The sequence below is a fragment of the Paraburkholderia aromaticivorans genome (assembly GCF_012689525.1).
GTDB lineage: Bacteria > Pseudomonadota > Gammaproteobacteria > Burkholderiales > Burkholderiaceae > Paraburkholderia > Paraburkholderia aromaticivorans_A.
In genome coordinates this window covers 1,770,478-1,784,362 of record NZ_CP051516.1, presented here as the reverse complement: position 1 = coordinate 1,784,362, position 13,885 = coordinate 1,770,478, and the positions used below count along the sequence as shown (strand labels likewise).

The 13,885-nt window shown below is 62.8% G+C and carries 12 protein-coding genes and 1 pseudogene; 7 read left to right on the top strand and 6 right to left on the bottom strand.

Annotation, left to right across the window (positions count from 1 at the left end; genetic code table 11):
• Positions 1-6: 6 nt before the first annotated feature.
• The 3 genes from HF916_RS35855 to HF916_RS35845 all read right to left on the bottom strand — a co-directional run bounded on the left by HF916_RS35855 (position 7) and on the right by HF916_RS35845 (position 1,838).
• A complete protein-coding gene (locus tag HF916_RS35855; RefSeq protein ID WP_168793522.1) occupies positions 7-840 on the bottom strand; it encodes a class I SAM-dependent methyltransferase in 834 nt (277 codons plus the stop codon).
• A gap of 318 nt (positions 841-1,158) precedes the next feature.
• Positions 1,159-1,308 carry a hypothetical protein gene (locus HF916_RS35850; protein ID WP_168793521.1) on the bottom strand — a complete coding sequence of 50 codons (150 nt, stop codon included), beginning with the start codon at positions 1,306-1,308 and terminating at the stop codon, positions 1,159-1,161.
• Positions 1,305-1,838 carry a GNAT family N-acetyltransferase gene (locus HF916_RS35845; protein WP_168793520.1) on the bottom strand — a complete coding sequence of 178 codons (534 nt, stop codon included), beginning with the start codon at positions 1,836-1,838 and terminating at the stop codon, positions 1,305-1,307. Before HF916_RS35845 ends, HF916_RS35850 begins: the two co-directional genes overlap by 4 nt.
• Before the next feature lie 347 nt (positions 1,839-2,185).
• Between HF916_RS35845 and HF916_RS35840 the strand changes: the two genes are divergently transcribed.
• From HF916_RS35840 to HF916_RS35810, 7 genes are all read left to right on the top strand, one after another.
• Positions 2,186-2,437: an acyl carrier protein gene (locus HF916_RS35840; RefSeq protein ID WP_168793519.1), complete on the top strand. Its 252-nt coding sequence runs from the start codon at positions 2,186-2,188 to the stop codon at positions 2,435-2,437.
• On the top strand, positions 2,434-3,720 hold the full coding sequence (locus HF916_RS35835; RefSeq protein WP_168793518.1) for an acyl-CoA dehydrogenase family protein: 1,287 nt from the start codon (positions 2,434-2,436) through the stop codon (positions 3,718-3,720). The genes HF916_RS35840 and HF916_RS35835 overlap by 4 nt, the downstream gene beginning before the upstream one ends.
• A 1-nt stretch (position 3,721) precedes the next feature.
• On the top strand, positions 3,722-4,786 hold the full coding sequence (locus HF916_RS35830; RefSeq protein WP_168793517.1) for an amino acid--[acyl-carrier-protein] ligase: 1,065 nt from the start codon (positions 3,722-3,724) through the stop codon (positions 4,784-4,786).
• On the top strand, positions 4,783-5,847 hold the full coding sequence (locus HF916_RS35825) for a DUF1839 family protein (RefSeq protein ID WP_168793516.1): 1,065 nt from the start codon (positions 4,783-4,785) through the stop codon (positions 5,845-5,847). Before HF916_RS35830 ends, HF916_RS35825 begins: the two co-directional genes overlap by 4 nt.
• A gap of 40 nt (positions 5,848-5,887) precedes the next feature.
• Positions 5,888-8,512 (top strand): glycoside hydrolase family 2 protein, encoded by a 2,625-nt coding sequence (locus HF916_RS35820; protein ID WP_168793515.1) that lies wholly within the window; start codon positions 5,888-5,890, stop codon positions 8,510-8,512.
• Between the two features lie 628 nt (positions 8,513-9,140).
• Positions 9,141-9,875, top strand: coding sequence for a Crp/Fnr family transcriptional regulator (locus tag HF916_RS35815; protein ID WP_006048767.1), 735 nt, complete (start codon positions 9,141-9,143; stop codon positions 9,873-9,875).
• Positions 9,876-9,911: 36 nt separating this feature from the next.
• A complete protein-coding gene (locus HF916_RS35810; RefSeq protein ID WP_168793514.1) occupies positions 9,912-11,309 on the top strand; it encodes an undecaprenyl-phosphate glucose phosphotransferase in 1,398 nt (465 codons plus the stop codon).
• A 221-nt stretch (positions 11,310-11,530) separates the two neighbouring features.
• Here the strand turns inward: HF916_RS35810 and HF916_RS35805 are convergent, their stop codons facing one another.
• The 3 genes and pseudogenes from HF916_RS35805 to HF916_RS35795 form a co-directional block, all read right to left on the bottom strand.
• Positions 11,531-11,953, bottom strand: a complete 423-nt coding sequence (locus HF916_RS35805) for a helix-turn-helix domain-containing protein (RefSeq protein WP_168793513.1) — start codon at positions 11,951-11,953, stop codon at positions 11,531-11,533.
• 120 nt (positions 11,954-12,073) lie between these two features.
• A pseudogene (locus tag HF916_RS51140) lies at positions 12,074-12,250 on the bottom strand (type II toxin-antitoxin system HigB family toxin); the annotation flags it as partial.
• A gap of 252 nt (positions 12,251-12,502) precedes the next feature.
• Positions 12,503-13,720: a glycosyltransferase family 4 protein gene (locus tag HF916_RS35795; protein ID WP_168793512.1), complete on the bottom strand. Its 1,218-nt coding sequence runs from the start codon at positions 13,718-13,720 to the stop codon at positions 12,503-12,505.
• Between the last annotated feature and the right edge of the window lie 165 nt (positions 13,721-13,885).

The following is a 13,885-nucleotide window of genomic DNA, read 5'->3' as shown; positions in this document are numbered from 1 at the left end:
TCGTCGTCAGTCGAAGCGGCAAGCGGCGAGCGGCTTGCGCGCGATGAAGTGAAACCACCACGCGTCGCTCTCTTCCATGTCGTCGGGAATGCGATCGCCCGCGCAACTGCCGAACACCGCGTCGATTTGCAAGCCGACCTGCGCCAGTTGCCGGCGCTGCTCGCGCAGCGTCGTGTAGACGATCACAATGCCGAAGTTGTGGGCCGCCGCGGTCTTGACCGCGTAGCCGCCGTAGTCGTGATTCAGCTTCACGTTGCGCAGATAATTCAGCGTGCCGAGCTGGAAGCGCCGCGCGGAACGCAGCGTGCGCCAGCCGAGTCTGAGCGGATTGAACGAGAATTGCGGCAACAACTGCCAGATGTTCTCGCGGTAACCGGGACCGCCGCGGTTGTGCGACGAAAACAGCACATAGCCGCCGGGCCGCACCACGCGATACATCTCTTCGAGAATCCTCACGCGATCGTCGTAGTCGACGCAGTCGATGCCGTTCCAGCTAAATTCGGCGAGCCCGTAATGATCCGCAGGCAGCGCGGACATGTCACGCGCGTCCATATGCCGAAGGTCGCGTTCGGGATGGCGCATCTTCGCGAGATCGAGGAGTTTCTGTGTGTAGTCGACACCGGTGTAGTCGTCGGAGATGGCCGTCATCAACGGAATCGTGCGGCCGGCGCCGATACCGATATCGAGTAAGGGTTGACCCGCGCAACGCGGTGCGAGCCATTCGAAGGCAGCCTGCTCCCCGGGATCGGAGTAGGTCTTCCCGAACGTCATCACGCGTTCGGCGTCCGACGAATTCCATGCAACTCGGTTAATGCGATCCAACTCGGATTGACTGTTCACTACGCGCTCCCCTTTAGCGTATGTGCGCTGGACAATCCTTGCGCATGCATTACGCTTCCCCGAATAGACGAAACCTGCGCGAACGCTTTGCAAGCCATGGCGTCGCCGAGGGCCGCCGGCCGCCGTCCGGCCCGCTCGCCGGATGCCACCAGCCGAACCGGCAATCGAACGCTACTGGCCGCACGCTACGCTTCTCACAAGGTCCCCGCTTTCAATCCATTACAACAAACGTTGCATGATTGATATGTACGTCCCGCCACATTGTCTCGGAGTCCGATGCAAAGGCGAACGCATGTCGTACGCGTCATTGGAAACATGTCAGCGTAGTCGGTTGCCATGCGACGCGCGCAGCGCGAACGTCGAGCGCGCGGCCTGTGCGGCCGCGGGCACATCGCTCTCGCGCGGCATATCGGCTTCGGAAATGCAATCCGTGCGCTGGAAGCGCGTGACGAGCTTCCACCCGGTCACAGCATCTCGAACGTATTGACAAGCACCGCGCTGTCGCGCTCACGACGCCGTCCGCCGAAAAGCGGCTGACTGCCGCGCACCTGGCGTGTAAGGCCAATGAAGGGCACGCCGTGTTCGAGATAGGGCCCTTCCGTCTTGCGAAAACCGAATTGCTCATAGAAGCCGCGCAGACCGAGCGGCGCGCTGACACGCACGGCATGGCCCGGCCAACGGTCGACAATCGCCTGCAGCACGCGTTCGAGCAATAGTTCGGCGGTGCCGTCGCCGCGTCGCAGCGGGCTCGTCAGCACCTTGTCGATGGTGATCTCCGGATCTTCCGCGTCGCCGGGTTGCAAGCGCGCGTAGGCGAGAATCGGCATCGGCCGCGACATGTCCTCCACGGCGAACACATGCACCGCGTTTTCATCCCGGCCATCGGCGTCGAGACAAACATGCGATTGTTCGACCACGAACACCGCGCTGCGCGCCCGCAAGATTAAATACAGTTCGCGTGCCGAAAGCTGATCGAATTCCAGCGTTTTCCAGTTCATCACGTTCCCCAGCAGTCAATAAGTTCAACGACGTCGACACCGCGCGCCGGCTTTGACGGCCTGGCTGCATAGGCTGGCCCGTTCTGATGACTACAAGGTACGTCCGTGAAACGCGTGTTTCCGTGCGCCATCGCACTGACGCTGGGCTTTGACAATTCTTAAATACGGACGTCGGGGCATGGCATCACAGGACGCCGCCTGAAACCGCACGCGGTCACTGTGAACGCGCCACGCCCGGCACATGGACCACGCCGGCATGCGTCGTGGCAATGGACATAAAAACGATCACGTGCGTTCGATCGATGTCCGCACCATCCGAGAACGTTGAACCACTAGGGGACCACACCATGAAAAACGCCTTGCGCCGCATCCTTTCCGAATCGGCCCGCCTGGACGTCCCGCCGGAGACTCTGGCCGACGACGCCGACCTCTACGCCGCGGGCCTCTCCTCACTCGCGACCGTGCATCTGATGCTGGCAATCGAAGATGAATTCGGCATTGAGATTCCGGACCGTCTGTTGACGCGGCGCCTGTTCTCCAGCATCGATTCGATGGCCGCCGCAGTCAGTGAACTGCAACAGGCGAAGGCGGCAGCATGAACGCCCCGCTGCTGGATGCGGCGGCAGAGCCCGCCTCTAAGCACACGCACGATGCGGCTGAAGGCGCCGACGCGTCGCTCGTGTTGACTGCCGTCGAAACCGAACCCGGCTGGCGCGCGGCCGCGCAACGCTGTGCGGCGGTGGCCGCGCAGTTCGCGGATTCGGTGGATCGCGAGGCGCGCTTTCCGAGCGAAGCGTTCGAGGCGCTCAAGCGCGAGCGCCTGCTCTCGGTGATGGTGCCGGCCGAGTTCGGCGGCGCGGGCCTCTCGCTCGCAGACGTCGGCGCGATCTGCGAAACGCTCGCGCAAGGCTGCGCGTCCACCGCGATGGTGTATGCGATGCACCAGATCCAGGTGGCGTGCATCGAGGCGCATGGCAGCGACGCCGCATGGCATCGACAGTTGCTCGTGCAACTGGTCAAGCAGCAGTGGCTGCTGGCGTCGGCCACTTCCGAGGAAACCATCGGCGGCAACATGCGCACCAGCGCCTGCTCGGTCGAGCTCGACGCTGCGCGCTTTCGCATCGAAAAGCTCGCACCGACGATTTCGTATGGCGCGCACGCCGATGGCATTCTCGTCACCGCTCGCCGCACCGCTGAATCGGCAGCCGCCGACCAGGTGCTGATCGTCGCGTTGCGCGCCGATACGCAATTGGAAAAGCGCGGCGGCTGGGATTCGATGGGCATGCGCGGCACCTGCAGCGAGGGCTTCCGGCTCGTCGCCACGGGTCTGGCCGAACAGATCCTGCCGACGCCCTTCGCCGAGATCGCCGATCAGACCATGCTGCCGGTTTCGCACACGCTGTGGGCCTCGGTCTGGACCGGCGTGGCCACCGACGCGGTGAATCGCGCGAAAGCGTTCTTCCGCGCACAAGCGCGTTCGAAGCCTGGGGCGATTCCGCCGGCCGGTTTGCGCCTCGCTGAAGCGGTCGGTCTGCTGCAGATGATGCAGGCGCGCCTCGCGGTCGCGCTGGAGGCGGCACGCACCGCTCACCACGCGCGTCACGGCGGCTCGCAAGCCGATGCGCCGCTCGCGGCCATGCTCGGCTTCGCCTCCGACATGAACACGCTGAAGACAAGCATCTCCAACACCGCGCTGCAGGTCGTGCAGGAAGTGCTGATGATCTGCGGCATGGCGGGCTACAAGAACGGCACGCCGTACAGCGTCGGGCGCCATTTGCGCGACCTGCATTCCGCGCCGCTGATGATCAATAACGACCGCATCGCGCAGAACACCGCGAGCCTGCTGCTCGCGCAACGACCTGCCGCCCCGGGGAGAGCCTGATATGAACACGATGACCGATACCGCCGCCCTTGCCGCCGCTGCTCAGGCAGCCGAAGCGCCGAGCTTTCGCGATGAACTGCTGGCCGCGGGCCTGTTGATCGACACCGGCGAAAACGGCCTGTATGGCCGCAGCCAGATTTTCGAAGACGTGGTGGACCGCCTGAACGTGGCGATCACGCATCTGGGCGCGGACCAGCAGCCGGAACTGCTGCGCTTTCCGCCCGCCATGCGCCGCACCGACTTCGAAGACAGCGAGTATCTGAAGAGCTTCCCGAATCTGGCCGGCACGATTCACTCGTTCTGCGGCAACGACATGGGCCACCAACGCCTGTTGCGCGCGCTCGACGACGCCATGACCGAACGCGACGACGATCGCAGCGACGACTGGATGGCGCAGCAGAAGCCGACTCGTGTCGTGCTCACGCCGGCCGCCTGCTATCCGATCTATCCGGTGATGGCGCGGCGCGGTCCGTTGCCCGCCGGCGGCCGCACGATCGATGTGCTGTCGTATTGCTTCCGTCACGAACCGTCGCTCGATCCCGGCCGCATGCAGATGTTCCGCCAGCGCGAATACGTGCGCCTCGGCAACGCCGAACAGGTGATGGCGTTCCGGCAGATGTGGATCGAACGTGGCTCGCTGCTGGTGACACTGCTGCAATTGCCGGTCGAAGTGGATCTCGCCAACGACCCGTTCTTCGGCCGCGGCGGCAAGATCGTCGCCGATAGCCAGCGTGCCCAGGCGCTCAAGTTCGAACTACTGATTCCGGTGGCCGATCCGCGCGGCAAGACGGCCTGCCTGTCGTTCAACTATCACATGGAACACTTCGGCGCGATCTGGAAGATCGAGTGCGAAGACGGCGCGATCGCGCATACGGGTTGTGTCGGTTTCGGCATGGAACGGATCACACTCGCGCTGTTCCGTCATCATGGGCTCGACGTGAACGCGTGGCCGGACGACGTGCGCGCGCTGCTGTGGGGCGATACCGAAGCGCGCGTGGCGCATGGCATCGAAACCATGCAAACGGCGTCCACCGAAACGGCGCAAGGTTCCGGAGAGCGCGTATGAATCCGTCTCTGACACCCGTGCCGAATGGCGCGATTGGCGCTTTTCCGCTGAACCGCCACGTCGATCTTCCCGCTGCGGGCGGCGCCGTTGCCGCACCCGCAGTGCGGTTGCGCGAGCATGCACCGCATGCGCTGCATCAGGGCGAGCGCGTATGGCAGGAGACCAACTGCTACGTCGATCTGTGGATCGAACTGCTGCACGGCTTCGGGCTCGAGCCGCGCGCGGCGCTCGGCTTTACCGTCACTCAGGATTTCGAAGGCGACCAGTTCACGTTCTTCAAGTTTCCACTCGAAGACCTCGAACGGCTCTACGGCACCCAGGTGCAGGAACTGGCCATCTACGATTCGCTCGAAGCACGCGTGCTCGCGCAGACCTTGCGCGGCCATACCGTGCTGGTGGAAGTGGACGGCTATTACCTGCCGAATACGCGCGCCACGTCGTACCGGCGCGAGCATCCGAAGACCACGGTGGGCATCGACTTCATCGATCCGGACGCGCGCCGTCTCGGCTACTTCCACAACACCGGCTATCACCTGCTCGACGGTGAAGACTACGACGGCGTGTTCCGCAAGCTGCCGCAGTTCCAGCAGCAGGCCGATCTGCTGTTTCCGTATGTGGAGTTCGCCAAGCAGGCGCGGCCCGCGCTCGAAGGCACCGCGCTTGCCGAAGCGTCAGCGGAACTGCTGTGCGCGCACTTGGGCCGCCGGCCGCTCAGCAATCCGATTTCTCAGTGGCGTGCTGCATTTCCCGCGCATCTCGAGACGTTGCTCGAACGTGGCGAAAAGTTCTTCCACCCGTACTCGTTCAACCTGATGCGGCAACTCGGCGCGAACTTCGAGTTTCTCTCGAAGTATCTGACGTGGCTCTCCGCGCAAGGCTTCGAGGTGCCTGCATCGATTCCGGCAGCGGCGCAAAACATCGCGTCGGAGTCGATGGTGATGCAGTTCCGGCTCGTGCGGGCGATTACCCGGGGGCGCCGCGATCTGTGCGAAGACTGCTTCGACGTGCTCGAAAGCGCTTACGAAAAGACGCTGCCGCCGCTCGCCGCGCTGGTGCTTTGACGCGCCGCGCGCGGCCTCGCGGACTTCTCTGGAACTTGCCGTGGATGCACTGACGATAGACCTGGTGCCTGATGGAGGTGGCGCGAGCGGCGTGCTCGCGACCACTTCCGACGAGGCCGCGCAAACCGATGTCGATGTCACATCGGCACAAGCATCGCAAACGCTCTGGCCGCGGCGCCTCGACACCGGCTGGCAGTGTGTCAGCACGCCCGCGGGCGCGTGCACGTCGCCCGCCGATTTACCCACGCACGGCTGGCTCGCCGCGCAAGTGCCCGGCACCGTCGCGAGCGCGCGCCGTGCCGCAGGTCTGCTGGACATCGCGCATCCACCGCCGCTCGCCTTCGACGACCACTGGTATTGCCTCGCACTCGAAGGCACCGGCCAACGCCGTTTGCGTCTGCATGGCCTCGCCACCGTCGCCGAAGTCTGGCTCGACGGCGTCAAGCGCCTCGATTCCGATTCGATGTTCGTCGCGCACGATCTGGACATCGAACTGACCGGCAGCGCGACGCTCGCGCTGTGCTTCCGCTCTCTCACCCCGGCGTTGACGGCGAAACGTTCACGCGCGCGCTGGCGGCCACGGCTCGTATCGCCGCCCACTTTGCGCAACGTACGCACCACCCTGCTCGGCCATATGCCCGGCTGGTGTCCTTCGGTGCAGGCGGTCGGCCCATGGCGTCCGGTCGAGCTACTGAGCGACGCGCCGCACGCTTTCGATACCGTCGACGTGTCGAGCCGGCTCGATCACGACGACGGCCTTGTTTCGCTCACGCTACGTTTCGTTCATCCGCACGATGACGCGGCCTGCCGCGCTTCGCTTAAATGCGGGGATGCTGTTTCGTCTTTGCAATGGAGCGATGCATATACACTGACCGGCAGCGTACGCGTGCCGGGTGCCGAGCGCTGGTGGCCGCACACGCACGGCAAGCCCACTTTATATCCATTGACGTTGCAGCTTGATGACGGGCACGCGACATCTCACGCATTGGGTTCAGTCGGTTTCCGCAGTATTGAAGTGGACCATGGCGCGGACGGCATGGGCTTCGCGTTGCGCCTGAATGGCTTGCCGGTGTTCTGCCGAGGCGCATGCTGGACCAGCGCGGACCTCGTCACGCTCGCCGGCAGCGAGGCGCAACTGCGCCACGCGTTCACGCTGGCTCGCGATGCGGGCATGAACATGCTGCGCGTGGGCGGCACGATGGTCTACGAGTCCGACGCGTTTTATGCGCTCGCCGACGAATACGGCATGCTCGTCTGGCAAGACTTCGCGTTGGCGAATTTCGACTATCCGACCGATGCCGCATTCAGCGCATCGATCGAGCGCGAGGCCACGCAATTTTTAACGCGCACCCGACGCTTCGCTTCACTCGCGGTGCTGTGCGGCGGCAGCGAGGTCGACCAGCAGGCGGCCATGTTCGGCCTGCCGCCTTCGATGCGCGCGCAATCACTCTTTACTGAACAACTGCCCGCCCTCGTCGCGCGCGAACGGTCCGACGTGCCGTATGTCGGCAACTCGCCCTCGGGGGGCGTGTGGCCGTTTTCAACTAATGAGGGCATCACTCACTACTACGGTGTAGGCGCGTATCAGCGTCCGCTCGACGACGTGCGCCGCTCGCAGGTGCGCTTCGCCGCCGAATGCCTCGCCTTCGCCAACGTGCCCGACGACGCCACGCTGCACGACGCGCTCGGCACGATTCATCTGCACGATCCGCGCTGGAAAGCCGCGGTGCCGCGCGACCCCGGCGCCGGCTGGGATTTCGACGATGTGCGCGACCACTATCTGCAGACGTTATACGGTGTCGAGCCGGCACGCTTGCGCTACGAAGACCCCGAGCGTTATCTGGACCTGTCGCGCGCGGTGGTTGCCGAATTGATGGGCGACGTGTTCGCCGAATGGCGCCGCGCCGGTTCCACCTGCGGTGGCGCGCTGGTCTGGCAGCTTCAGGATTTGCGCCCCGGCGCAGGCTGGGGCTTGATCGACGCCACAGGACGGCCTAAAAGCGCCCTGCACGGCCTCGCGCAAGCACTGCAACCCATTCAGGCCGTCATCACCGACGAGGGCCTCAACGGCCTCGATATTCATCTGCTAAACGAACGTGCGCAGCCGTTGCGCGCGCAACTGGAACTGGTCTGCCTGCGTGACGGCAGCGTCAAGCTTGCCTCCGTTAGCCGCGAAGTCGAACTGGCGCCGCACAGCGTGCAGCGTCTCAATGCGGCCGCATGCCTTGGCCAGTTCTTCGATTTCACCCACGCGTACCGCTTCGGCCCGCGCGCCCACGACGTGACGATCGCCACGCTGCGCGACCTAGCGAGCGGCCAGATCGTTGCAGAAGCGTTTCATCTGCCGGAGCGGCGCGTGAGCGAGCGCCACGATCTGGGCTTGACGGTCACCGTCGAGCGCAACGGCGACGGCTGGCAACTCGTGATCGAAGCGAAGCGTTTTGTGCGCTTCGTTCATATCGTTGACACACACTACAGGGCCGCGCGCGACTGGTTTCATCTGCCGCCGAACCGGCCATGCATCGTGCCGCTCATCGCGCTCGTGTCGCAGGAAAGACTCACTGCACAGGCATCGAATGGCGTGTTTAAAGCTGATGCAACATACGCGGCACCCGCGGGCGAAGTTCGCGCGGTCAATGCGATATCCGCCATCTTCTACGGCTGACGGTCTCCCTGATCTAGTCACCCCTTCGCAACGCGCGTAAAACCTCGCGCTGCGCGTCTCGACCTGTCTGGTCTGCGGAATCACTGTTGGTTTTTCTCAGACTTTTGAGCTCGCCGAAATCATCATCCGTGCGGCACCGAACCAAGCGTGTTGAACACATCTGAATCAATTCCGGCACATCCCGGACGCCGCGTGAGAACGTGCATCGAGGGGCTGATTCAACGGTGAGACACGTGCCGTCGAGCCCCTCCCAGCACCCGCCAACCCAATTCCATCAAGGACTTGAGCGGAACAGGAAGAGCCTGCTGGGCGCTCGCCGGTCGCGAGGACGTTGTGCAGATTTGAAACAAAAAGTCACGTTTGGCTTCGCGCGGCGCTAAGCCTTGGTGCGTTACCCCGCACCAGTCCTCGTTTTCGCTCCCGCTGGCACGCTCCTCGCTAATAGAAGAGTGCAACACCGCGTCACCGCAGAGAGACCCACAACAACGGCGGCGGCGCAACAAAGGCCAATACGGGGCCGGTCCTGTTCCTTCGCTGCTCGCCAGGCAGCAGGTCGTTTAAAGGGATGCAGGCATCGGATTAAAAACAGAAAGTCACGCAGAGCGCGACTTTCACGCGAGGACCGATCATGTTGACACTTCAATCCGATCTGCACGGTAACCATTTGCTCGGCGCATTGCCGTCCCATGAATGGCAGGCGCTGGCTCCCCATCTCGAACTGGTTCATCTGCGCACGGAGCAATTGCTGTGCGACTCCGGTCAGCGCATTCATCACGTCTACTTCCCGACCACCGCGATCATCTCGATGCTCTCGACGATGGAAGACGGCAGTTCGGTCGAAATCGCCGCGGTCGGCCGCGAAGGCATGACCGGCGTGCCGGTGCTCACGGGCGGCGAAACCATGCCGAACCGCGTGCAGGTGCAATGCGCCGGCTTCGCTTACCGCATGAGCGCACAGGCACTCAAGCAGCAATTTGCCCGCTCCGACTTCCTGCGTCGCCTGATGCTGCTGTACATGCACGCCCTGCTCACGCAAGTCGCGCAAACCGCCGCCTGCAACCGCCATCACGCGCTCAACAAGCAACTGTGCCGCTGGCTGCTGATCGAAGTGGACCGCGTGGCGTCGAACGATCTGACCGTGACCCAGCAACTGATCGCCGACATGCTCGGCGTGCGCCGCGAAGGCATTACCGAAGCGGCCGGCAAGTTGCACGACGAAGGCCTGATCCATCACAGCCGCGGCCACATCAAGGTGCTCGACCGTAAAGGACTCGAAGCACGCGCCTGCGAATGCTACGGCCTCGTCAAGCGCGAATTCGACCGCCTTCTGCCGCGTCTGCGTCAGGCTGAAACTGTCGAGTAAAGTGCTGGTTCGTCTGACTAATGAATAGAGTCAAATATGTTCAGGAATACTGCGCGATTCCTCGACGTACTCTTCGTGATTGCGGGAGGGCTGCTCGCTCACTGGATGCGGTTCTCGACGCCGATTGCGCTGTCGGACACCGAACGCCTTCTGATTGCCTTTAACTGCGTCCTCCTGCTGTTGCTGTTCCCCGGCTTCGGGGTCTATGAAACCTGGCGCGGCAAACCGCTTCCCTCGATGCTGGCAAGAGTGGCGGCCGCGTGGATGGTGGTGGTCTTCACCGCGCTCGTGCTTGCGTTCACGCTACATCGCATGGATGCGGTGTCGCGCTTGTGGTTCGGTTACTCGACGCTGATTTCCGGCGCGCTGATCATCGTTACCAAGTGCCTCGTGCATGCGGTGCTGCGCATGGTGCGGCGTCGCGGGATGAATTCCCGCACCGTCGCGATCGTCGGCGCACCGGGTTTCGCGCGCACGCTGCTCGCCCATCTCGAACATGCGCCGCAAGCCGGCTTCAAACCGGTCTGCGTGCTTGATACGAGCTGCGACGCCAGTATCGAAGCAGCCGACACGTACGGCGCGCGTCTGAACCGCCTGCCGGTCCTGACCGATCTGAACGCCTTCGCCGCCAAAGTGCGCGAAGATCACGTGAACGAAGTGTGGCTCGCGTTGCCGCTGTCAGAAGAACACACGATCTATCGGTTCACGCGCATGTTCCGGCATGACTTCGTGAATCTGCGCTTCATTCCCGATGTACGCAGCCTCTCGCTTTTCAATCACGCGCTGGTCGATGTCGTCGGTTTACCGACGCTGAATCTCAGCGCGACACCCTTCTCGTCGCCGCAGATGTGGCCCAAGCTGATCTTCGACCGCCTGTTCGCAGCGGCCGCGCTGCTCGCGCTGGCGCCGATATTCGTGGTGCTCGCGATCGGCATCAAGCTCGGCTCGCCGGGGCCAGTGTTTTTTCGTCAGACGCGCAAGGGCGTGGACGGCCAGCCGTTCGCGATCTACAAGTTCCGTTCAATGACCGTGCATCACGAAGCGCAGGGCCAGCTCACTCAGGCCTCGCGCAACGACGCGCGCGTCACGAAGCTCGGCGGCTTCATGCGCCGCACCAGTCTCGACGAACTGCCGCAGTTTCTCAACGTGCTGCTCGGGCAAATGTCCGTGGTCGGCCCGCGTCCGCATGCGGTCGAACACGACGATCTCTACAAGGATCAGGTGTACGGCTACATGCACCGCTACCGGATCAAGCCGGGCATCACTGGCTGGGCGCAGGTCAACGGTTATCGCGGCGCCACCAACAAGGTGGAAAAGATGGAAGCGCGCGTCAAGTTCGATCTCTTCTACATCCATAACTGGTCGTTCTGGTTCGACATGAAGATCGTGTTCATCACGATCTTCAAGGGCTTTGTCGGCCGCAACGCATTCTGATCGTGCCAATGCGGGAACCGTTCGTGGAAGTCTCCGTGATCGCCCCGACCTACCGCGTGACTCGCGCGGCAAAAACAGCAGCGACACCAATGCGGCAAGCACCGAAGCCGACGGCCTGAAACATGCCGCCGGCGCGGTGTCGAATGGACGAGGTGAGCAACGAGAAAGCTTGCCGGTCAGCACCGCATACGGCGCGGCACAAGCCCGGCGCTGCGCGGCTTTTACAGAAATGCGCTGACGTCGGTATGAAAACGAACGGCCAGCGCCTTGGCCACCTTCTTGCTGATGGCGCGGCGGCCCGCGAGAATATCGCTCACCACGGTGGGTGACGCGATACCTATCAGGTCCTTCTGCCTGAGTCCATGCGTTTCCAGCAGATGCCGCAATACCTCGCGTGGTTCCGCTTTTGGAATCGTCACGTTATGCGCTTCCCAGCTTTCGATCAGGTCGGTCACGATCGCGAACAGATCCGAGAGCGGATCCTCTTCGTTGCCGTTCAGATGATCAGCGAGCGAGTTGGCGAGCCGCACCATGGTCTGGTAATCCTGCTCGTTGCGAATGGGCGTGATCGGCAACTGCGTTTGCAGCGCGGCCCAGGTTTGAGCGATGTCGGGAAAAGCTCCCGGAAGGCGATCGGCATTCATGAGTTTAGATTCTTCCTCGTCCAAAGGTCGTATTCCGCGTGCGTCAGTACATGACGAACGAAATAGCGACTGCCTGTTGTAGTGAATCGCCGCAACGATCCGGAACCGATTGCCGCCCACGTCGAAAACCGTGTATTGAGGCAGCACGTAGTCCACACCGGCGAACGTCTGCTTCAGGTCGTTATAGCCATACGCGAGGCATGCCTGCGCCAGTGAATACCACGTCAATAGCGCACTGCCCGCCCCCGGATGTCGCTTTATGAAGTCCAGCCACGCTTTCTTTGAAATGACCCGCATCGGATTTCCTCGCACGTGTTCGCGCGCTAAACATGCGCGCTCTACCTGCAAGGCTAAACGGGACGGTTCGACATCGATAGCCGGCCGGACGGCATAGTCCGAACGGCTATTTGCTGCTTACCGCGGTACGACGAAAGCATTTTATTCGCAAGTTGCGAAGTTCGCAATACGCGAATAATGAGACGCCCGCTCACTGCTCAGCGTCGTCCCGCCAACATGCGGAAACCGCTGACGTGGTCACCTTCGACCACGTCAGCAGCCCCAACTGCTTTTCTGCGCCGGCTCGCCGGGCCAACCGAGACTCTGGGTGGCCCGATCGGGTTCGATCCGCTCCATTGTTCCAATCCGGTGACGCAGCCCCGCCGCGGCGATCGTCCGCGTGACCTCGGCCATGAACGCGCGCCGGAATACCGCCGGCGAAAAGCGTTCCGCGTTCGCGCGGCATGCCGCCGGCGTGATCTGGTCGCGCTGACGCTCGAAGCGATCGATCGCTTCGAGCATCGACACCACGGTCTGGTGGGCGAAATACACGCCGGTGGGATGCGCCTCGCCGATCGGCACCACGGTTTCGAGCGCGCCGCCCTTGCCGAATGCGATGACCGGCGTGCCGCATGCCTGCGCTTCGAGCGCAACGATGCCGAAGTCCTTCTCGGCGGCGAACACGAAAGCTCGCGCGCGTTGCAGATGGTCCTTCAGCACCTCGAACGGCTGATAGCCGAGGATCGTCACATTCGGACCGGCCTTGGCGCGAATCGCCGCCATCTCCGGCCCGTCGCCGATCACGACCAGCTTGCGGTGCGGAGTGGCATTGAATGTCTCGACGATCAGATCGATGCGCTTGTACGGCACCAGCCGCGAAACAGTCAGATAAAAATCTTCCTTGCGCGTGCACAGTTCGAATTTGTGCACGTCGACGGGCTGCGGAATCACGGCTGCATCACGCCGGTAGGTTTTCATCACGCAACGCGCAACGAAATGCGAGTTCGCGATCAAACGGTCGACGCCGTTCGCCGAGTGCGAATCCCAGCGGCGCAGATAGTGGAGCAACGCGCGCGCCGCCCACGACTTCGGCCCATGCGTCAGATTCGCTTCGCGTAGGGACTGATGTTGCCGATCCCACGCGAAGCGCATCGGCGAATGCACAAAGCTGACGAGCCTCTGATCCGGCCTGACCGGCACGCCCTTGGCGAGCGTATGAGAGCTCGTAATAATGAGATCGTAGCCGGATAGATCGAGTCGTTCGACGGCAAGCGGCATCAACGGCAAATAAGCTCGATAGTGGCGTCGCGCGAACGGCAGTCGCTGAATGAATGAAGTCGTCACGGGCTTGCCGCCTAGCGGCTTACGGTCTTCGAGGAAATCGACAAGACTGAAAAGATCAGCGTCGGGAAAGCACTCGATGATCTGCTCGAGCACCTTCTCCGCCCCGCCCGGCGCGACCAGCCAGTCGTGAACGATCGCCACTCTCATGATCCCCTCGTTTTTTAATTGACGCCTTTTAGGCCTAGCAACGAGTGTATGTGGCGCTACGTCTGCTGTGCGTGCGGGTGCCCACATTCGACGCGCGACAGCTCGCGAATAATCAGGCATCGCCATTCGCCTATTGCGAACCTGCGTGCCCATTACTTTGCCTTC

Excerpts from the sequence above, each read along its gene's own strand:
- HF916_RS35845 (WP_168793520.1), bottom strand. The coding sequence starts at position 1,838 with ATGAACTGGAAAACGCTGGAATTCGATCAGCTTTCGGCACGCGAACTG.
- HF916_RS35840 (WP_168793519.1), top strand. The coding sequence starts at position 2,186 with ATGAAAAACGCCTTGCGCCGCATCCTTTCCGAATCGGCCCGCCTGGAC.
- HF916_RS35835 (WP_168793518.1), top strand. The coding sequence starts at position 2,434 with ATGAACGCCCCGCTGCTGGATGCGGCGGCAGAGCCCGCCTCTAAGCAC.
- HF916_RS35830 (WP_168793517.1), top strand. The coding sequence starts at position 3,722 with ATGAACACGATGACCGATACCGCCGCCCTTGCCGCCGCTGCTCAGGCA.
- HF916_RS35825 (WP_168793516.1), top strand. The coding sequence starts at position 4,783 with ATGAATCCGTCTCTGACACCCGTGCCGAATGGCGCGATTGGCGCTTTT.
- HF916_RS35815 (WP_006048767.1), top strand. The coding sequence starts at position 9,141 with ATGTTGACACTTCAATCCGATCTGCACGGTAACCATTTGCTCGGCGCA.
- HF916_RS35810 (WP_168793514.1), top strand. The coding sequence starts at position 9,912 with ATGTTCAGGAATACTGCGCGATTCCTCGACGTACTCTTCGTGATTGCG.
- HF916_RS35805 (WP_168793513.1), bottom strand. The coding sequence starts at position 11,953 with ATGAATGCCGATCGCCTTCCGGGAGCTTTTCCCGACATCGCTCAAACC.
- HF916_RS35795 (WP_168793512.1), bottom strand. The coding sequence starts at position 13,720 with ATGAGAGTGGCGATCGTTCACGACTGGCTGGTCGCGCCGGGCGGGGCG.